Source organism: Bdellovibrio sp. HCB209, from assembly GCF_047306065.1.
GTDB lineage: Bacteria > Bdellovibrionota > Bdellovibrionia > Bdellovibrionales > Bdellovibrionaceae > Bdellovibrio.
Genome location: NZ_CP178618.1, coordinates 3,081,245 through 3,100,794 on the forward strand (window position 1 = coordinate 3,081,245; position 19,550 = coordinate 3,100,794).

General features: G+C 45.5%; 13 protein-coding genes, 2 tRNA genes and 3 rRNA genes. 6 read left to right on the forward strand and 12 right to left on the reverse strand.

Annotated features, from left to right (window positions below):
* Positions 1–159: 159 nt before the first annotated feature.
* The 3 genes from ACLVWP_RS14970 to ACLVWP_RS14980 all read left to right on the forward strand — a co-directional run bounded on the left by ACLVWP_RS14970 (position 160) and on the right by ACLVWP_RS14980 (position 3,052).
* Positions 160–780 carry a YceI family protein gene (locus tag ACLVWP_RS14970; RefSeq protein WP_413558380.1) on the forward strand — a complete coding sequence of 207 codons (621 nt, stop codon included), beginning with the start codon at positions 160–162 and terminating at the stop codon, positions 778–780.
* A gap of 115 nt (positions 781–895) precedes the next feature.
* Positions 896–1,816: a hypothetical protein gene (locus ACLVWP_RS14975; RefSeq protein WP_413558381.1), complete on the forward strand. Its 921-nt coding sequence runs from the start codon at positions 896–898 to the stop codon at positions 1,814–1,816.
* A gap of 138 nt (positions 1,817–1,954) precedes the next feature.
* Positions 1,955–3,052 (forward strand): OmpA family protein, encoded by a 1,098-nt coding sequence (locus ACLVWP_RS14980; protein WP_413558383.1) that lies wholly within the window; start codon positions 1,955–1,957, stop codon positions 3,050–3,052.
* 51 nt (positions 3,053–3,103) lie between these two features.
* On the opposite strand, the gene ACLVWP_RS14985 is transcribed toward ACLVWP_RS14980, so the two are convergent.
* The 3 genes from ACLVWP_RS14985 to ACLVWP_RS14995 all read right to left on the reverse strand — a co-directional run bounded on the left by ACLVWP_RS14985 (position 3,104) and on the right by ACLVWP_RS14995 (position 7,211).
* A complete protein-coding gene (locus tag ACLVWP_RS14985; RefSeq protein ID WP_413558384.1) occupies positions 3,104–4,828 on the reverse strand; it encodes a hypothetical protein in 1,725 nt (574 codons plus the stop codon).
* Positions 4,829–5,092: 264 nt separating this feature from the next.
* Positions 5,093–5,797, reverse strand: coding sequence for a FliG C-terminal domain-containing protein (locus ACLVWP_RS14990; protein ID WP_413558386.1), 705 nt, complete (start codon positions 5,795–5,797; stop codon positions 5,093–5,095).
* A 265-nt stretch (positions 5,798–6,062) separates the two neighbouring features.
* Positions 6,063–7,211 (reverse strand): hypothetical protein, encoded by a 1,149-nt coding sequence (locus ACLVWP_RS14995; protein WP_413558387.1) that lies wholly within the window; start codon positions 7,209–7,211, stop codon positions 6,063–6,065.
* A gap of 288 nt (positions 7,212–7,499) precedes the next feature.
* On the opposite strand from ACLVWP_RS14995, the gene ACLVWP_RS15000 reads away from it, so the two are divergent.
* Positions 7,500–8,129 carry a hypothetical protein gene (locus ACLVWP_RS15000; protein WP_413558388.1) on the forward strand — a complete coding sequence of 210 codons (630 nt, stop codon included), beginning with the start codon at positions 7,500–7,502 and terminating at the stop codon, positions 8,127–8,129.
* 163 nt (positions 8,130–8,292) lie between these two features.
* Here ACLVWP_RS15000 and rrf read toward each other — a convergent pair.
* From rrf to ACLVWP_RS15030, 6 genes are all read right to left on the reverse strand, one after another.
* Positions 8,293–8,409: ribosomal RNA gene (rrf, locus tag ACLVWP_RS15005) — 5S ribosomal RNA — on the reverse strand.
* A gap of 252 nt (positions 8,410–8,661) precedes the next feature.
* Positions 8,662–11,602: ribosomal RNA gene (locus ACLVWP_RS15010) — 23S ribosomal RNA — on the reverse strand.
* Between the two features lie 124 nt (positions 11,603–11,726).
* Positions 11,727–11,803, reverse strand: a tRNA-Ile gene (locus tag ACLVWP_RS15015).
* 151 nt (positions 11,804–11,954) lie between these two features.
* A 16S ribosomal RNA gene (locus ACLVWP_RS15020) occupies positions 11,955–13,468 on the reverse strand.
* The 16S, 23S and 5S rRNA genes sit together here with 2 tRNA genes alongside, the layout of an rRNA operon.
* A gap of 259 nt (positions 13,469–13,727) precedes the next feature.
* Positions 13,728–13,803: transfer RNA gene (locus ACLVWP_RS15025), tRNA-Ala, on the reverse strand.
* A 151-nt stretch (positions 13,804–13,954) separates the two neighbouring features.
* Positions 13,955–14,470: a hypothetical protein gene (locus ACLVWP_RS15030; RefSeq protein WP_413558389.1), complete on the reverse strand. Its 516-nt coding sequence runs from the start codon at positions 14,468–14,470 to the stop codon at positions 13,955–13,957.
* 253 nt (positions 14,471–14,723) lie between these two features.
* Here ACLVWP_RS15030 and ACLVWP_RS15035 point away from each other — a divergent pair, with 253 nt between their 5' ends.
* A complete protein-coding gene (locus ACLVWP_RS15035; RefSeq protein ID WP_413558391.1) occupies positions 14,724–15,029 on the forward strand; it encodes a cupin domain-containing protein in 306 nt (101 codons plus the stop codon).
* A 51-nt stretch (positions 15,030–15,080) separates the two neighbouring features.
* Here ACLVWP_RS15035 and ACLVWP_RS15040 read toward each other — a convergent pair whose 3' ends face one another.
* On the reverse strand, positions 15,081–16,397 hold the full coding sequence (locus ACLVWP_RS15040; protein ID WP_413558392.1) for a replication-associated recombination protein A: 1,317 nt from the start codon (positions 16,395–16,397) through the stop codon (positions 15,081–15,083).
* 87 nt (positions 16,398–16,484) lie between these two features.
* Between ACLVWP_RS15040 and ACLVWP_RS15045 the strand changes: the two genes are divergently transcribed.
* The gene (locus ACLVWP_RS15045; protein WP_413558394.1) at positions 16,485–16,727 is read left to right on the forward strand and encodes a hypothetical protein; all 243 of its coding nucleotides are present in this window, start codon (positions 16,485–16,487) and stop codon (positions 16,725–16,727) included.
* Positions 16,728–16,755: 28 nt separating this feature from the next.
* Here ACLVWP_RS15045 and ACLVWP_RS15050 read toward each other — a convergent pair whose 3' ends face one another.
* Together ACLVWP_RS15050 and pilQ are read right to left on the reverse strand one after the other, a co-directional pair.
* Positions 16,756–17,322, reverse strand: coding sequence for a hypothetical protein (locus tag ACLVWP_RS15050; protein ID WP_413558395.1), 567 nt, complete (start codon positions 17,320–17,322; stop codon positions 16,756–16,758).
* A 16-nt stretch (positions 17,323–17,338) separates the two neighbouring features.
* Positions 17,339–19,537 carry a type IV pilus secretin PilQ gene (pilQ, locus tag ACLVWP_RS15055; protein WP_413558396.1) on the reverse strand — a complete coding sequence of 733 codons (2,199 nt, stop codon included), beginning with the start codon at positions 19,535–19,537 and terminating at the stop codon, positions 17,339–17,341.
* Positions 19,538–19,550 lie beyond the last annotated feature (13 nt).

The window sequence follows — 19,550 nt, forward strand, 5'->3', positions numbered from 1 at the left end:
CATCTCCAACGCGTTTTAGTTTAACAGTTGTTATTAGGACCTCACATCAACAGGTCGAGGTTTGCGATCAAGGTATAAACCTTGTGAAATTCATTGCGCATCTACATAGATTGTTCAAATATTTTAACAGTCAAAAACCACATCAAGGAGATTAGGGACATGATCAAAGCACTATTGGCATCTATGGTTTTCGCTTTCGCAGTAAACGCAAACGCTAAAGCAAAAACAACAAAAGAAACTGCAAAAGCAGAAGCTTACAAAATCGACGCGACAGCAAGTTCTGTTGCTTGGAAAGGCACTAAAAAAGCTGGTTCAGCTCACAACGGTAAGATCTCTGTTAAAGACGGCGAAGTTCAAGTTGATAGCAAAGGCCAAGTAACTGCAGGTCAAATCAACATCGACATGAAAACAATCACGAACGAAGACGTTAAAGACGCTGAATACAACAAAAAGCTTGTTGGTCACTTGTCTAACGCTGACTTCTTCGACGTTGAAAAGTTCCCAGTAACTACTTTCAAAATCACTGGTATCACTCCAAAATCTGCGAACGAAGTGACTGTTAAAGGTGAATTGACGATGATTGGTAAAACGAACCCAATCGAATTCCCTGCTAAAATTACAACTGATAAAGGCGTAGTAACTGGCGAAGCTACTGTAAAAGTTGACCGCACAAAATGGGGTCTTAAATACGGTTCAGGCAACTTCTTCAAAGAGTTGACTGCAGACAAAATCATCAGCGATGAATTCGAAATGACTTTGAAGCTTGTAGCTAAAAAGTAGTTCGTTTCTAAAATTTCATAATTAACAAAGGGCGTGTAATTCACGCCCTTTGTTATATCTAAATCTTAATAATTCTCTCATCGCCTCCCCGTCACGATTTTGCTAGTTCTTGGCGATGAAAAAATTCTTGGTTTTCTCCCTCATCCTTCTGGCGCTGACCCATTCGACGGCACAGGCACAACATAAAGTGTCCGACTCTCTCGTCAAAGATCTCCCGTGCAACAACATCACCAGTAACGAGATCTATCGCCGAATGTCTCCACAACAGTTTTCCAGTCAATATCACATTCCTATCGCAAACTGGGGCGTTGAAGTTCGTGGCGGCCTTTATGAACTGGGTGTTTGCTGGGGACTCTCACGTGCGCAACGCCTGTTCTTCTATCTAAATCGCTGGAACTCAGATCCAAGCATCAAAGGACCAGATACCGTGCAAATTTTGAACATGCTTCGCGAAGAAGGTACTTACGCGATGATGTTGAACCAAGAATCCTACCCACGCACCGACTACGGAGTTCTTGGTAATCTGATGGATGGAGCCGCCTTCAAATCAGGAAGTAAGAATACTCACCGCAACTTCCGCTCTGAAATAGAAAGATACGAAATCGAAAGATTTCACAAGATCGGAAAAAATTTAAAACTAATTATCGGCAGTGGTGATCGCAGTAAAAACGCCAACCGAACAACTCGCGATCAACTGATTCGCAATCTACAAATCAATAAACTCACTCTCATTATTGTTAGAGCGAAAAGAAGAGCTCAGCACGTTCTGCTGGTGAAGCACTATCAAAAATTAGACAACGGTGACATTAGATTTTCTGTCTATGACTCAAACTATCCTCAGCAAGACAACTTCTTCACATACCGCCAATCAGACTCAAGCTTCTATGCTCCAAACATAATCTATGGAGTAGTTCCTTCAAAGGACATCAATGACGCCGTCGGAGTTTATATAGTAGATGAAAAAGAGCGCGATCCTATTGAGTCAACTTTAGTTCGATACTACAGCTCCTTGTGTAGATCCCTGAAGAAACCGTAATGAGACGTCCTGAGTCCAGTGTGTGCGTGCAAATAAAAAATTGATTCATCACAAATTACGCGCGCTCTGGCTCTCAAAAATTTGATTATGCTCCTTTCAGGTAGATACTGTAGCTGCCATAAAAAAGGAGATACGGAAATGAAAAAACTCATCATAGCAGCACTACTCTGCACAGGCGCTTGGGCTCAAGCGCAAGATTCAACGACAAGTACATTGCAATTTGGCCGTGAAGCCACAGAAGCTCCACCACGCGGTCTACTACCATTCATCGGTTTAGGTGGTGGTTATACCGGTTACGACAACGCCGTAAATCAAGACGTCGAAGGGACTCCTTCTACAATCAAACTTTTGGGATCTTGGTATCTGGAAAGTCCTTTTGTATTTGATATCGGTTATGGTGTGAACAACCAACAGTTCACTCATACGACAGCGATGGACACCGGTAGCACAGAAGGTGCTCTTGAATTTGCAGCCCGCTGGAGAACAGCGAATCGCTGGCAAATGGGTGTCGTAGGAAATCAATTCTTCAACCAAGGTCAAAACTATGCATCCTCTCAAGCCGATGCACAGTTCGTTGGATTGCAAGTACTCAAAGAGTGGAACATGTCTCAAGCATGGCTAGCCCGTATCGGTGCGCGCGCTATGAGTGAAACAAGCAATACCGGTAACTATGTCGGCATGTATCTAGTAGACTTGCAAATCGGTTGGAACCCAACGGCTTACAGAACATCTGTCAGATCAACAGCTGCGGAAGAAACTCCAACAGAAGACTTAGTGGCTGAAGAAGAATTTATTTCTGAACCAGCTCGTCCAGTTGCCCAAGCTCAACCAGAGCCAATCTTAAATGACGTGGCTATGTCGAGCTTGATTGCAGGCAGCCAAAATATCAAATTCAATAGTTCGCAAGTGGCTTTGTCAGGAGCTGATCAACAAAAAATGCAAAGACTGGCAAAAGCCCTCGACGAAAACTCTGAGCTCTTTGAACGCGTAGAAGTACGTGGCTACACAGACTCATCGGGTTCTGACCAAATCAACGAAAGAATCTCTCAAGGTCGCGCAGACACAGTTGCGAGTGCTCTTGAAAGATACGGTTTGGATTCTTCAAAAGTTTCAGCGGTGGGTAGAGGTTCAGAAAACTCTTTAGGCAGCAAATCTGCTGACCGTAGAGCAGAACTAGTATTCATCGGTGTTAAAGATGAAGCGGCACTTCGTGAGGCCCTTTCATCCATCGAGTAGTCCTTTAACAAGGACGAAAGAAAAAAGGCAGCTCTCGAGCTGCCTTTTTTTTTATTCGTAAAGAGGACGCCAGCTCAGGACAAAGTTTGAACTGTTCGTACCATTCAAAGGTTTGCCTTCACTCAAGAATTCAACCTTCGTATTAAACTCTCGAGTCAGTGCTTGAGCTTCGACATCGTTCGCCGGCACTCGAGCCCCCATCGCTTTCAATTCAGAAACAGGGATATCGTACGATTTAGACGTCACACACTCTGTCACATCGTCAGCAAATGGCTCTTTATAAAAGCAAGCCTTGCTACCCGCATAGTTAAACAGTCTAAAGGACACTTTCGCCGTTTGAGACTTCGCCTCAAACTTCCAAGACTGTCCTACGTGGCGATAAATATTCGAAAGCTTTTTAAAGCCAAACTTCCAAGGCATCTCAGTGCGTTTGTAAGAATCCACAAACTCTGGACTGTGAGCCATTACAAAGCTACGCAAAACCAAAGAAGCTACTTGATATCCATAAGCAGAAGAAAAGGCACAGTGGCTACCATAATTCAAATTCACCACACCTGCGTGCGCTGCCTTCTCATAATAGTCATCGTTCTCGAACACTTGGGCATTGATTTTATTGCTAACGACCGAATCATCTTTAGATGCCCACACCATCAGAGGTGTTTGCACTTTATTTGGAAGATTCCAGAAGTTATTGTTCTTAAAGAAATCTGTCGGCGTACTTGCAACCCCACGTCTTTGCAAAGAAGTGGATGCCAACAACCCTAGATATCCTGGCATTTGCTTGCGACCAGGAAGCTCATCATCAGTCAGCATCTCTGGCACATCCGTCATATAAGCACGAGCTTTACGGAACTGATCACGTGTCATTAGATTAAACACGGGACCAATCACATTATCTCCATAAAGATGATCTAACGTAGGTTTCAAAGACAACACAGGACAGATAGCTGTGGCTGATGTAAATACCTTCTCACCATTTGGCATCGGGTACATATCATTGAAGGATGCACCAAATACCGCGGCATTACCACCCAAGCTCATCCCCATAAGATGAAGGCTCGAGATACGATCCTTATGCTCCCATCTTTCACGAAGCCATTTACCGACTTGCAAAGACTCAAAACCTTCACTCCAACCACCAAGGGACAAGTGAGTGTTCGTAACTAGATAATCCAATCCCGTTTGATTCGACAGCAACACCACATTGAACGGCGACAAGTCGAACAGCTGAATCAAATAGTTTTTCATCATAGGATTTTGATCGGCACCACAGAAAACCCCGCACTTCATAATCACCAGTGGACGAGGACGTGGATCTTGTTTCAAAGCCACAATCGCAGGAACCAACACTCCATTCGACAACGGAATATAGATAGTTTTGACCTGTGGATGTTTTAAAAACTGATATTCATCCAAAGCCATCTTCGCAAGACTCAGAATTCCCTTAGGAGAGTTTTTAGAAAGCTCACCTTGGCAATTCGCGAAGTATTGCTTGATCGTTTTGAAATAATCTTCTGTGCTTCTCTTCTTAGAAAGAAGATGGTCCTCAAAGAACTTAGGATCGCACTCAGGCGCGATGTCCTTATTGTTCTCTGCCTTAGGAACCCTATTAAAGATTCCCATCACAGACGTGGCTGTCGGATCGACAGCCTTCGTTAGTTCCAGCAGGAATTCAGATTCATTCTGTTCCTGGCTGATTATCGAGACTTGCGCCTGGGCTTCAGTGCCCAACACGACGAAAGATAATGCGATAATTGCGGTTCTTAACGAAACCATTTGTTACACCTCACGTGCTTCAAATGGCTTATCGGGTAAGGATTTGCGGGATTAATGAAGGTTCCCCGTTTGTCTAATGTCTAGACGAAAACAGGAAACTCCTGGAGCTAATACTCAATTTGAAACCCGACGATTGTCGAGTTTCTGTTTCCAGCCGTAATGCTGGTCTCTTTGCTGCGCGAAGTTCTAGTTTCTAGTTTCTAGTTTCTAGTTTCTAGTTTCTAGTTTCTAGTTTCTAGTTCACTTGAACTTCGCCGAGTGGAACTACGCAATCTTTTTAATTTGCGCGAGCTTATCTTTCAACACAGTGTTCTCATGCTTCAAAGCATTCACCTCTGAAGACAACTGATTCACTTTTCTGCGCAAGAAATCCGCCTCTTGGCTCTGAGCAGTTGATGGAGTTCCATCATTATCACCCACGATATTTGGCTTCATATCTTTCTTAGCAACATCAGAATCAGCAGTCAGCGGAGTCGTCGACATACTAAATGCTGTCGTATTCAGAATCTCTTCAATATTTTCAGGAACGTGAAGCTCAGGATCCACTTTTTCTAAGCGAATGATCCCCTGACCCACGAAACCACGAACTTCAGTAAGCATCTTAGAGATACTCGTTCCTTTTTCTGCAGGCGTCGGAGCAGCCTCTGCCATCAGATCCGTGATCTTTCTTTTAGAAATCGGAGGCAAGCAACTCAATAAAGAATCGATTTGCTCCTGTGGATTTCCGTGAAGGGCATAAGCCAAAGTCATCGGTTGTACGCGAGAGAAAATCTCTACCAGGTACTGACCGTCCCAGCTGTACACTCGTGCAATCGTAAGAATTCTTTTACGAAGTGCCTCTTCCCAAACTGGATTTTCTCCAGCGATAAGAGTTAAAAATTGCTCCCTCTTAGCAGTTGGTGATGTTTCCAACAACTGAAGCAATTGATAAAAGCCGCCCTTTTTTTTGTATCTGTCTAGCATTCCCATGTTTGTTATATCGGAAGCGAATTCCAAGACTAAAGGATTAGGACCTTGTAATTAAGGTTCTTTCTGAGATTATCCGTCCTTGAAAACTTCCTCACCTTCCATGACCTATCTATTGTCTAAAACATCCACGTTATTTTAAAGATTAATCGGATTGAATCTCATCTCCGTGCGTATCCCAATGAGATGTGTTTCAAAATGAAAAAGGCGAAGCTCCTGCTTCGCCTTCAATTTATATAAATTAAATATTCTGCCTAAGTGCTAGCTATTAAAGACCACACTTGTAAGACAAGTTCACTGTCGTGCCTGGATTCAATGATTGTGAGAACGTCAGTGTCGTACCATTCACTGAGTGAGCCACGTTCGTACCAGATACAGTCACTTGCAAATCTTGAGGGTTTGCACATTGTAGTAATACCGTTTTGATTTTTGCTTGGATCGAAGTTTGGATCGTACCCAACTGACCTGTGTAATCCGAAGAGCAGATATCTGCAGACACACCCCAAGCTGGGCTTGAAGTTGTAAATGCCAAGTAAGCTGTACCGATATTACCAGTCACCAAACCGCGAGTCGCTTCATTAGGGTTATCACCTAGCACTTGGCTGTTCTGTTGAGCCAAGCAGCTTGTATCGCGAACTACGATCGCATGGATCGACATAGAGTTATATTTAGTATCGCCAAGTTTCGATCTAACATTTTTCAAAAGAACTGATGGTTGGTCCATATCTGATAGAGGATAACCATTCGACCACAAGTTGCTACCGCTGCGTTCGTCTTCATCAGACAAGAAGATAATAGACAAATGAGCATCACCACGGATGAAGCTGCTTGGGTTGTTCGACACAACTAGATTTGCAGAGTAGATACCGCGTTCATCACCCGATGGGCAATTTGCAGCGTAACCACTTTGATAGCCAGATGTATTAATAGAGCTCGCGCCATAAGATCTTAGGTAGTTAGCAATAAAGTTTTCACAAGCCGTTGTTTCAGGACGTTGAATAGCCGCATTGAAAAGAGCCAATCTATTGCTTTGGCTTGGAGTAATATATTTAGATCCATCACCCATCGTGATCAATTGACCACCTTGAGGGAACTTACCGCCACCAACATCAGTCGTTGTGATTGCGATACGGTAGTCTACTTTAGAAGCATCTAGATTTTGGATGAAGTTAGCAAAGCGTGGAGCCAATCTCTTTTGTTCAAAAGACATTGAAGCCGAGTTGTCATTAACGATGAGGATGTCGACCTTACCTGCACCTGCAGTCACGGTGTACGTGTATGACTTCTTGTTGTTCTGAACAACGCAGTTCGTGTCGGCATTACAAGCGGCGCTACTCACACCAAAGTTTACGGGAGAACATCCCACGTAAAACCCGACGGCAAAAGCTAATGCTGTTAATTTAGTAAGTGCGTTCATAGACACCTCTCTCACCTGGATATATCCAATCTCAGTGCCATATTTGATTTGATAGCGTAACTATATGGAAATACACGTTTTATGACGTTTCACCAGATTCCGGCCAGGACACCCTGCTTGTAGATATTTTAGACAGAAGCCCCTCTAGGGCGTCCTTTCTTGTGCAATTTCAGCATTTTAGCCACTCGAAGCACCCTAGCCCGAAGGAGCGATTTTGGTCCATTCGCCAAAAGCCTTTGAGCCCCCTTAAAAACTTCCCAATAATAAGAGGACATAGAGGAAATCCAAATGGTTTATAAAGTCATAGGTACACTGGTAATTCTAGCGGCAGGCGTTTTGGCTTTCCTCATCGTTCAAGATGGACCTACTCGCACCTTCGCTCGTAAATCAAAGTCTTCAGAAAATTGCGTGCAACTAACTCCCGCGCAGCAGTTAGTAAAATTAATCAACGACGACATCGATCAACTTCGTAAAGAAGGCAAACTTCCAAAACAATGGGAAGCCATCGCCACTATTGAATATAAAATTAGATCTGACTTAGCTCGCACTCTGCTAGGAAGCGAAAAACTAACTCTTCAAAGAGTCAAAGAAGGCAATCACTACTTAGAAGTAGAAGTCTTAGATTTGCCCGACGATAAGGATCCAGGAATTATCCTTCAAATGAGCTTAAAAGAAATCAAAAGCAAAAATAAAATCTTCGAAGTCGGCAGAACATACCTGATGAGCACCCTCAACAGACAAGTACCACCGACAGAAGGACAAAACACCCAAGGAAGTCCCACAGCAACTCAACAACCAGCAGCCGCCCAACCACAAAGTGGAAGTACTCAGGCCGTGGCGCCACCAACACAAGCAGCCCCCGTTCAGCAGACAACACCTGCTCAGCAAAATGGAAGCCCTACACAACCAGCGAAATAGAATATCCTGGATATCAATTCGAGCATTGAAAATAAAGTCAGTGCCGAACGACGACAAACCGAGCAAATGAATCAAAAATTGCGTCGAATATAAACAATTATATGTTTTAGTTTAGACATAAAAAAACCCGATCTGTTTCCAGACCGGGTTCGAGTAAAAAAAGAGCTGGCGTCGTGCTACTCTCCCACATGGTCGCCCATGCAATACCATCGCCGCAAGAGGACTTAACTTCTGAGTTCGGAATGGGATCAGGTGTGGCCCCTCTGCTATAAACACCAGCAAAGCGTTTATTAATACAAAGATGAAGTACGTTTATACTTCGTCGTTCTTCTTGGCAACTTACTTCCAATACAAATGGAGAAGTTACTTTCTATTTCAGACAACTGAATGATTGATTTAATTGATTTTTAGCGAGTCGTTGTTAGTTCCAAGTTTTAACTCTCTTACTTATTCAGAGAGCTAGTCTCTCGTTCTCATTTAAGAGAAGTCACTGAGACGAAATCTTCGTAACTTAAAGTTAGAAGAATATTTTTTAAAAAAGCCTCACGACCTATTAGTACGGATCAGCTGAATACATTACTGTACTTACACCTTCCGCCTATCAACCTCGTAGTCTCCGAGGAGTCTTTAGGGGGCCGAAGCCCCAGTGAAATCTAATCTTGTAGTCTGCTTCCCGCTTAGATGCTTTCAGCGGTTATCAGTTCCGAACATAGCTACCCTGCATTGCTCTTGGCAGAACAACAGGAACACCAGAGGTTCGTCCATCCCGGTCCTCTCGTACTAAGGACAGGTCTACTCAAATTTCATGCGCCCACAGAAGATAAGGACCAAACTGTCTCACGACGTTCTGAACCCAGCTCGCGTACCACTTTAATTAGCGAACAGCTAAACCCTTGGGACCTGCTCCAGCCCCAGGATGTGATGAGCCGACATCGAGGTGCCAAACTCCATCGTCGATATGGACTCTTGGATGGAATAAGCCTGTTATCCCCGGAGTACCTTTTATCCGTTGAGCGATGGCCCTTCCACGCGGGACCACCGGATCACTTTGGCCTGCTTTCGCACCTGCTCGACTTGTAGGTCTCGCAGTCAAGCCCCCTTATGCCAATGCACTCGACGCCTGGTTTCCAATCAGGCTGAGGGGACCATCGCGCGCCTCCGTTACTTTTTGGGAGGCGACCGCCCCAGTCAAACTGCCCACCAGACAGTGTCCCTCTCCTCGTGACGAGGAGCAGGTTAGATTTCAAAGGTGCCAAGGGTGGTATTTCAAGGTTGACTCCACAAGGGCTAGCGCCCCTGCTTCAAAGTCTCCCACCTATCCTACACATGCCAACTCTAAAATCACTGCCAAGCTACAGTAAAGGTTCACGGGGTCTTTCCGTCTTTCTGCGGGTACTCGGCATTTTCACCGAGAATTCAATTTCGCGAGGCATTTGGTCGAGACACCGGAGAAGTCGTTACGCCATTCGTGCAGGTCGGAACTTACCCGACAAGGAATTTCGCTACCTTAGGACCGTTATAGTTACGGCCGCCGTTTACTGGGGCTTCGATTCTCAGCTTCGCTTGCGCTAACTAATCCTCTTAACCTTCCAGCACCGGGCAGGCGTCAGTATGTATACTTCGTCTTGAGACTTTGCACATACCTGTGTTTTTGATAAACAGTCGCTACTCCCATTTCTCTGCGACCCGAAAAAGCTTGGGGAGTAAATCCTTACACTCTCGCGGGCACACCTTTTCCCGAAGTTACGGTGTTAAGTTGCCGAGTTCCTTGACCAAAATTCACCCCATCGCCTTAGGATATTCACCCCACTCACCTGAGTCGGTTTACGGTACGAGCTAACAAATCTAAATTTACGAAACTTTTCTTGGATACATGGCTTTTCTCACTTCCGATTCAAAGAATCTCGCATTCACGCCTCAGTGTTATGTGCCGCGGATTTGCCTACGACACCACCTACACGCTTACACCTCAATCCAATAAGAGGCTGAGATAGCCTATACCGTCATTCCTTAAACACAATTTGCTAGGTAACGGAATATTAACCGTTTTGCCATCGATTACGCCACTTGGCCTCATCTTAGGACTCGACTAACCCTGGGAAGATTATCTTTACCCAGGAATCCTTGAGTTTTCGGCGCCCGGGTTTTTCACCCGAGTTCAACGCTACTTATGTCAGCATGATCACTTCTAGTTCGTCCAGCTGTCCTACCGGTCAACCTTCATCCTACGCTAGAACGCTCCCCTACCACTAAAATATAAAATATCTTAATCCAAAGCTTCGGTAACACGCTTAGCCCCGTTGTATCTTCCGCGCAGAGTCACTAGACTAGTGAGCTATTACGCTTTCTTTAAAGGATTGCTGCTTCTAAGCCAACCTCCTAGTTGTCAAAGTAACTCCACAACGTTCTCCACTGAGCGTGCATTTAGGGACCTTAGCTGTTGGTCTGGGCTCTTTCCCTCTCGACGCATGACCTTATCACCCTGCGTCTGCCTGCTGAGGAACATATCTGTGGCATTCGGAGTTTATTTGGGTTTGGTAATCCGGTAAAGACCCCTAGCCCATTCAGTGCTCTACCTCCACGATACTTTTTACTCAACGCTATACCTAAATATATTTCGGGGAGAACCAGCTATCACCCAGTTTGATTGGCCTTTCACCCCTAATCACAGATCATCAAAAGAGTTTTCAACCTCAACTTGTTCGGTCCTCCACGAGGTGTTACCCTCGCTTCAACCTGTCCATGATTAGATCACCGGGTTTCGGGTCTATGCCTGCAAACTAAACGCCCTATTCAGACTCGCTTTCGCTACGACTACACCTTCAACGGCTTAATCTCGCTTGCAAACATAACTCGCTGACTCATTATGCAAAAGGTACGCTATCACCCACTTAAGGGGCTCTAACTGCTTGTAAGCTTACGGTTTCAGTTTCTATTTCACTCCCCTCTCGGGGTTCTTTTCACCTTTCCCTCACGGTACTTGTTCACTATCGGTCACTAAGGAATATTTAGCCTTATGAGGTGGTCCTCACAGATTCCCACAAAATTTCACGTGTTTTGTGGTACTCGGGATGCCGCTAGAGCCATTGAGCATTTCGAACACGGGGCTATCACCCTATCTTGCCAGACTTTCCAGACTGTTGTTCTATACTCTCCGGTCCCACATTGCGGTCCCACGACCCCTCAATCAAATAAATGATTAAGGTTTAGGCTGTTACCCGTTCGCTCGCCACTACTAAGGTAATCTCGGAATTGATTTCTCTTCCTGAGGGTACTGAGATGTTTCACTTCCCCTCGTTAGCTTCAGACACCTATGTATTCAGTGAATGATATCATAAAATGATGAGTTTCCTCATTCGGACATCTCCGGATCAAAGTGTGTGTGCCACTCCCCGAAGCTTATCGCAGCTTACCACGTCCTTCATCGCTTCTTAGTGCCAAGGCATCCACCGTAAGCCCTTTGTAGCTTTAAAAAATGGAACTAACCTCGCTAAAAATCAACTAAATCAATCTATTCAATTGTCAAAGAACGAAAAATCGTTCGAGCGCAAAAATCTCTTATTCACCTCTAACAGACCAACTCAATTTGTTGAAAGTTGGTGGGCCAGGGAAGACTCGAACTTCCGACCCCACGCTTATCAAGCGTGTGCTCTAACCAACTGAGCTACTGGCCCATGTTAGATGCGATAAGAGTTTTCACTCTTTCAAAACTAAACAGCTAGAAAAGATTTTTGGGACTCACCCACTCGGGAAGAGTGAGTTGACCTAAGATTGTGATTGCTTTTTTCAAGACAAGCTTGAAATGCCGATCACCATAATCCTTAGAAAGGAGGTGATCCAGCCGCAGGTTCCCCTACGGCTACCTTGTTACGACTTCACCCCAATCATCGACCATACCTTGGGCGCCTGCCTCCTTGCGGTTAGCGCAGCGACTTCTGGTACAACCAACTTTCATGGTGTGACGGGCGGTGTGTACAAGGCCCGGGAACGTATTCACCGCGGCATTCTGATCCGCGATTACTAGCGATTCCAACTTCATGGTCTCGAGTTGCAGAGACCAATCTGAACTTAGATAGCTTTTATCCGATTTGCTCCATCTCGCGACTTCGCTTCAGTTTGTGACTACCATTGTAGCACGTGTGTAGCCCTAGGCATAAGGGCCATGAGGACTTGACGTCATCCCCACCTTCCTCCGGTTTAACACCGGCAGTCCATCTAGAGTGCCCAACTGAATGCTGGCAACTAAATGCAGGGGTTGCGCTCGTTGCGGGACTTAACCCAACATCTCACGACACGAGCTGACGACAGCCATGCAGCACCTGTGTACCGACTCTTGCGAGCTACGGCGTTTCCGCCAATATTCCAGTACATGTCAAGCCTAGGTAAGGTTCTTCGCGTTGCATCGAATTAAACCACATGCTCCACCGCTTGTGCGGGCCCCCGTCAATTTCTTTGAGTTTTAATCTTGCGACCGTACTCCCCAGGCGGGATACTTAACGCGTTAGCTTCGTCACTGAAGGGGTCAATACCTCCAACAACAAGTATCCATCGTTTATGGTGCGGACTACCAGGGTATCTAATCCTGTTTGATCCCCGCACTTTCGGGTCTGAGTGTCAGTGTGTAGCCAGATAGCCGCCTTCGCCACCGGTATTCCTCTTGATATCTACGTATTTTACCACTACACCAAGAATTCTACTATCCTCTCTACCACTCAAGCTACGCAGTATCAGATGCACTTCTAGGGTTGAGCCCTAGGCTTTCACACCTGACTTACATAGCCACCTACACCCGCTTTACGCCCAATAATTCCGAACAACGCTAGGATCCCTCGTCTTACCGCGGCTGCTGGCACGAAGTTAGCCGATCCTTTCTTGCAGGGTACCTTCATTGTGTTATTCCCCTGCGACAGAGCTTTACGACCCGAAGGCCTTCATCACTCACGCGGCGTCGCTGCATCAGAGTTTCCTCCATTGTGCAATATTCCCTACTGCTGCCTCCCGTAGGAGTCTGGACCGTGTCTCAGTTCCAGTGTGACTGATCATCCTCTCAGACCAGTTAAAGATCGTCGCCTTGGTGAGCCATTACCTCACCAACTAGCTAATCTTACGCGGACTCATCTTAGAGCGAAAAACCTTTGACCTCTTGAACCGCAGTTCTTGTGGTCTTATGCGGTATTAGCTAATCTTTCGACTAGTTATCCCCCACTCTAAGGCAGATTATCCACGCGTTACTCACCCGTGCGCCACTAGTACTCACCCGAAAGCTTTCCCCGTTCGACTTGCATGTATTAGGCACGCCGCCAGCGTTTGTTCTGAGCCAGAATCAAACTCTCCAGTTTAAATTCTGTATCAACCAAACTACTAGCTCTCGCTTGTATGTTTGTTCGAATATATTTAATTTTGAAATTGTGAATACTTATTACTAAGTATTCAAAGAGCCCAAAAATCTATTTCTTCTAGCTATTCAGTTTTCAAAGAGCGAAACAAAAATACGCTGCCTTTCAGCAGCGCGAGGAACAGATATTACTCTGTATTTTGTCCTCGTCAATCTCTTTTTTATTTTTTCATCATTTCGACGAAAGTCCTAAAAAGGAAATTTGGTGGAGGTAACAGGGATCGAACCTGCGGCCTTCTGAATGCAAATCAGACGCTCTCCCAGCTGAGCTATACCCCCAAAGTGGGACTGGTTTTCGCTCAGACCCCGAAAAAGGTCAATAGCTTTTTTTCGAAAACTTAATGCAGGCTGAATTCTGCCTAATAAATAAACGAGGTTTGAGCCTCGTTTATTTCGAAAAAACTATTTAAATGTATGTATTTACAGAGTTTTAGGCAGAAGCCTTGAATTTAGACGCAAGAAGTCGGTTTAACCACTTACGTTCCGTCGTCAGATCGAATCCAACCTTCTCACCACCGGTGATAATGGCCAAATAGACCTTTTTAAGGATCTCGACCTCGGTGTCATTCCCGTTGTCAGCCCCTAAAGATTCTTCAATCGCTTCGTAAACACTGACTAGATCTGGCGTTGTCACCACTTTAGGGATGCGAGCCATATCTAAACCCAAAGTTTCGATAGGTTTGAAGCCGATCAACGTTTCAGTTAACAAAATCTTAGAGCCATTTTTGAAGTTCACTTGCAGGAAAGCTTTACCTTCAGTGTCTGCTCTGTGAAGAACTTCATTCACGTCTTGGGAGCTGAAAGTAAATAGTTTGCCGTCAAGGTCCTGGCGCAATTGCACGCGGCCAGTTTCATTCATTTTCGCGCGAAGCCCTTTAGAGGAATCGACAAAATTCAAGATGTGATCTAACTCAGCGTGTGTCGACTTTGATTTAGAATTGCTCAAAATACCCCTCCCCGAAATGGGCCTTTCCTTACAAGAAAGGTATCGACATCCCAGTGAGGGACTTAACAGCATTTTTTCTTTTCTAAAAGATCCGGTCTCTTATCCTGTAGCAATTTGATTTTCTCCTCGCGAAGGTGTTTCAAGGCGAGTCAATCGCGGTGTGACTTGTATCTCATGTTCCGATTTGAGATAGTGTTTTCAGCCAGATATCAAAGAAGCTTGATAGGTTGGCTTGATGAAAGAGGCTTTATTTATGATCATCACACGCTGGCAAGCGCCGCTAGTACCAAGCAAACAACAGGTTCATATGATCCTCGAGTCAGAGGGGTTGGAACCATTTGACGAGGTCTATGCGCCACAGACTAAAATTCCAGATCACCGTCACCCCTTCGCAGAGGTGCGCATCGTGGTTGCGGGTGAAATGCTATTTAATATCTCTGGAAATCAGTTCGTTTTGCGCCCTGGAGATCGCGTAGAAATTCCAGCCAACACAAAACATGCACACACTTCCCAAGGCTCTCAAGAGTGCATCTGTGTGTGTGCACAAAGAGCGATCTAAACTTTTCAAGAAATCCTGAAAACTAAAAAGGACCTCGATGAGGTCCTTTTTTTATTCCTTATTTTCGCTGCGACGTTGTTTCATCCAAGCGAGATACTCGCGAATATTTTTCTCAAATCCATGCGTAGTTGGTTCATAGATTTTCTCATTCATTAGCTCCTCTGGAAGATAGGATTGCTCCGTCCATCCAGTGGGATAATCGTGTGGATACTTGTAGTCACGACCGTAACCCATGTCTTTCGCGAGAGCTGTTTTTGCGGAGCGAAGGTGCAATGGTACAGGCAATGTTTTCGTTTGCTCTACTAAGGCACGAGCCTTGTGAAGAGCCATATATGAAGCGTTGGATTTTGGACATGAGGCTAAATATGTCGTCACCTGAGAGAGCGTTATGGCTCCTTCAGGAAGACCAATGGCCTCTACTGCCTGAAGTCCTGCGATGGCTACGGAAATGGCTCTTGGGTCGGCATTACTGATATCCTCTGACGCTAGAATAATTAGCCTGCGAGCGATGAAGATCGGGTCTTCTCCCCCATCTAACATTCTTGCGAGATAGTAGACTGCCGCATCTGGATCACTGCCGCGGACACTCTTAATAAAGGCCGAGATCAGATCGTAATGCATCTCTGAGTTTTTATCGTAGCCAATAGGATTTTGCTGTAGCAACTCACGCATGTCGTTCGTTGCTAGTGGCGGCTCTTCCCCGTCTCGCATGAAGCTATACAGGATTTCTAAGCTGTTAATCAATCTGCGCGCATCACCGTCTGAGAATTGCAGAAGGTTTTCGATTGCTTCGGGTTGCAACGCTTCCGTGAGTGGCTTTTTGTACTGAGTTTCGGCGCGAGCTACGATTTTACGAAGATTTTCTTCGCTGAGGCGCTCAAATACGACTACGCGACAACGACTTAAGAGGGCTCGGTTCAATTCATAGCTTGGATTTTCAGTCGTAGCACCTACGAGGACAACATCGCCTTTCTCCACGAAAGGAAGAAGCACGTCTTGTTGGCCTTTGTTGAAACGATGGATCTCGTCCACGAAAAGGATTGTCTTTTGTTGGTACTGCAACCGGCGGTCGTGACCTTTTTCCCCAATTTCACGTAGTACTTTCGTTCCCGCATCTGTCGCATTGATGTTTTCGAAATGTGCATTGAAATGCTGGGATAATGCCAAGGCGAATGTCGTTTTACCTGTTCCGGGAGGACCCCAGATTATGAGACTTGGCAGGTACCCTTTTCGCAGAATCTGACCCAGTTTAGACTGGGGACCAATGGTCTTTTCTTGTCCGATGATTTCGTCCAAGTTTTTTGGGCGAAGGATTTCGGACAAGGGAGATGTTGAATGTGCTGCTGCGGAGGCGGAAAATAGGTCCATGGAGAGTCTATATTCGATTCGATAGCAGAAAGCACCTGTTTACGCTGCAAAACATGGCCTGCTGCCTCAGCAGAGAAGGAGCTAGAGATGAGGATACTGCTGCTAATAGTTATTTTCATAACAATGGGGGCCGCAACCTTCGCAGATTCAAATCGCGTCGCGGCGAATGCAACTGTACAGTTTTCGGATGGGACAGTGGCCGAAATTGCTACCTATTCTTATGGGTCAGGATCGACTCGAATTACGCAAATCAAAGATGCTTCGGGTGTTGTTTGTTATGCGATCAATGCCTCTAACAATGCAGCCCCTAGTGTGTCGTGCACAAAATAAAAAGGGGCTTATTAAGCCCCTTTTTATTTTACATTTGGCTACCGAAGGTAAAGTAGGTGGTAGTTGTAAACCCAGTTGAATCGTCATCATTATTAGGGTCTTGTGTATAGCCATAGACCTTAATCGTACCGGAAGAAGTGAAGTTACCAGCATCTACGCTGATACCTCCGCAATACATAGGACAATCTGTCGCACGATCTGCCTCAGCAGAGTTCGCGGCGATTTTTGCCTCCTTCAAACTGGTTTCCCACCAAGTCAGTCTTAAGGCTGCGAGACTATCGCCTCCAAATACACAGGATGTTTCTGACCCGCCTGGAGGAGTATAAGTCACTTTGATTTGGGAGATATAGGTGTCGCGAGTTGGATCCTGAAGCTTAAAGGTTAGTTTAGGAATCGTGAAATACGCCGCCGAAACGTCTGAACTCGGTGTAGTGTTACCGTCTGCGGCTGTTTTTCTTGCCAAACAAGAATAACCGACCGCTGGTATTGTCAAACGAACAGAACTAGTTACGCTAATTTCTACAAGGCCTTCACCTCCACCGGAGCAAGAAGTTAGGAAGGCTATTATCGGAAGAAGGAACAATGTTTTTTTCATGCCACTAGCTCCTTTTTTACAAGCGATCGTTCGCTTCGTGAGAGTGAGAGTTCGAGTTTGGCCCCATCACTTGCCCCATAATTCTTGGAGTAAGGAAGATCAACAACTCAGACTTATCTTTTGTAACACCCTTAATTTTAAACAAATTGCCGATGAACGGAATCTCTCTTAAGAAAGGAACCCCAGCTTCACCCTCTGTAGCATCGCTTAAGTAAATACCGCCGATGACAGCCGTCTGCCCATTCCTCACAAGAACACGAGTATTGGCCTCACGACTGTTTGTCGCGAAAGAGCCATCTGGATTCGTTGCCCCTTGGATTTGACGAGCTACAGCTACTTTCATCATAACAGATCCGTCAGCTGTTACCTGAGGAGTAACTTCGAGCTTCAGAGCCAATGGCTTAAATTGATACGTTTCTTGCGAAGAGTTTCCTGTAACAGTCACTTGTTTTACAGGCACTTCTGTAGTCTGACTAATGTTCGCTGTCTCATTAGACATAGTCATGATTCGGGGAGAAGAAAGGGTTTTAACCTTCTGTTCGCTTTCGGACAATGCAAGCGCTGCGGAGATACTGCCAAATACGTCAAGCGTACCCACATCCAAACTGAAATTGAAGTTTCCGTTTTGAGAGTTTGTAGGGTTGATGTTGAAACGTGGATTCATATTAACCGGGCCACGATTTGTATTACCCAAGCTGATCGCCGTTCCCGTAACATTCCAGTTTACACCGATATTACGTTGGAATCTTTCAGATGCCTCAACGATTTTACCCTCGATAAGAACTTGTGGCGGTTGAGTATCCAAGCTTTGAATCAACTTTGCTGCGCGCTCAAGATTCTCGGCAATATCTGTAACAACAAGAGAATTTGTACGAGGGTCGCCTACGACCTTACCGCGCTCGCCCAAGAAATCTTTTAGTTTTTTCTCTAGCTCGTCTACACGTGCGTAACTGATGGAGAACATGCGAACTTTTAGTGGCTCTAGGTTCTTACGAGCCAAAGCCAATTTATTTGCATCATCTTCCTCAGTGCGCAAGTCATTCAATGGAGCAATACGAAGGACATTACCTTGGCGAGTATAGCCAAGTTTACGAGCTCTCATCAAAACCACAAGGGCTTGGTCCCAAGGAACTTGGCGCAACTTAAGGCTCACAGCTCCTCTAACTTCGTCAGAGATCACCATGTTCACGCCACTCTCTTCTGTAATGAAGTTTAAAGCGTCACGGATATCCATGTTATTCGTTTCGATGGAGATTTTCTTACCGTAGAACTGTGAATTGCCCGTTAAGAACTCAGTTAAGTTCTGGTTTGGAAGGATTTTTCCTTCTGGGCCTTCTTGTTCATCTGCTGAGTTCGTAGCGACTTGTGAGGTCGCCGTGCCAGCTGCCACGATCAAAAGAGAATTGCCTTCATTTTGAACCGCTGGTTCAGCAACGCCGTCGCGCAATTGAATCACGAAACGAGCGGTCGTCGAGCCAGGGTTTTGATAAGCATCGATAGCACCCACAGCGCCACGGATATCTTTTGTATTCAAAGAACGCTTCAAACGATCTGGTAAGATCGCGTTTTCAACTTCAATCACATATTGGTGAAGATCTGGGTTTGAACGCGTTGTAAAAGTCAGTGGGCGGTTACCAGACACGATAACTGTTCCGCCATTTTCATTGGCCTTAAACTGCAAATCCGTGATTGTCGCTGGGCTGCCTTGATTTGTCGCCACTGGAACAGAAACCGGCTCTTGATGAGGAATTTCTGGTGCAGGAGCTGGCTCCTCCATTGGAGGTTGCTCTGCTGGTACATCTGCAACCGGAGCAGAAGGTTCCGTGTCCACGATCGGCGGCATTTCTACGCCTGCATCTGGTGCTGGAGCTTCAGGAGTTTCATTGGCTGCTTGTTGAGGAGTGTCCCCACCCTCTGCCATATTGAATTCATCCTCGAGACTGCCACCTTGCGGAGCAGACTGACCAGCTTGGTGAGCTTCGTCTTCCGGCGTATTATCAAAGTCAGAGAACTCATCACCACCAGATTCCGCTGGAGCGGAACCTGCATCGGCAACTTCGTCTGAACTTCCTGTGTCGTCTAAGCTTAATTCAGCACCCGCTGAAGAATCCAAGCCTTCATCTAAAGATAGATCGTCCTGCGCAGGTCGGCTAGCGCACGAGGTAAGTGATGCAATCATTGCAGCTACGATCATAAGTCTAATGAATCCGTTCATTAGTACCTCCCCA

What these genes read in the sequence shown, in the direction of transcription:
- ACLVWP_RS14970 (WP_413558380.1), top strand. Translation starts at nt 160, where the DNA reads ATGATCAAAGCACTATTGGCATCTATGGTTTTCGCTTTCGCAGTAAAC.
- ACLVWP_RS14975 (WP_413558381.1), top strand. Translation starts at nt 896, where the DNA reads ATGAAAAAATTCTTGGTTTTCTCCCTCATCCTTCTGGCGCTGACCCAT.
- ACLVWP_RS14980 (WP_413558383.1), top strand. Translation starts at nt 1,955, where the DNA reads ATGAAAAAACTCATCATAGCAGCACTACTCTGCACAGGCGCTTGGGCT.
- ACLVWP_RS14985 (WP_413558384.1), bottom strand. Translation starts at nt 4,828, where the DNA reads ATGGTTTCGTTAAGAACCGCAATTATCGCATTATCTTTCGTCGTGTTG.
- ACLVWP_RS14990 (WP_413558386.1), bottom strand. Translation starts at nt 5,797, where the DNA reads ATGGGAATGCTAGACAGATACAAAAAAAAGGGCGGCTTTTATCAATTG.
- ACLVWP_RS14995 (WP_413558387.1), bottom strand. Translation starts at nt 7,211, where the DNA reads ATGAACGCACTTACTAAATTAACAGCATTAGCTTTTGCCGTCGGGTTT.
- ACLVWP_RS15000 (WP_413558388.1), top strand. Translation starts at nt 7,500, where the DNA reads ATGGTTTATAAAGTCATAGGTACACTGGTAATTCTAGCGGCAGGCGTT.
- ACLVWP_RS15035 (WP_413558391.1), top strand. Translation starts at nt 14,724, where the DNA reads ATGATCATCACACGCTGGCAAGCGCCGCTAGTACCAAGCAAACAACAG.
- ACLVWP_RS15040 (WP_413558392.1), bottom strand. Translation starts at nt 16,397, where the DNA reads ATGGACCTATTTTCCGCCTCCGCAGCAGCACATTCAACATCTCCCTTG.
- ACLVWP_RS15045 (WP_413558394.1), top strand. Translation starts at nt 16,485, where the DNA reads ATGAGGATACTGCTGCTAATAGTTATTTTCATAACAATGGGGGCCGCA.
- ACLVWP_RS15050 (WP_413558395.1), bottom strand. Translation starts at nt 17,322, where the DNA reads ATGAAAAAAACATTGTTCCTTCTTCCGATAATAGCCTTCCTAACTTCT.
- pilQ (WP_413558396.1), bottom strand. Translation starts at nt 19,537, where the DNA reads ATGAACGGATTCATTAGACTTATGATCGTAGCTGCAATGATTGCATCA.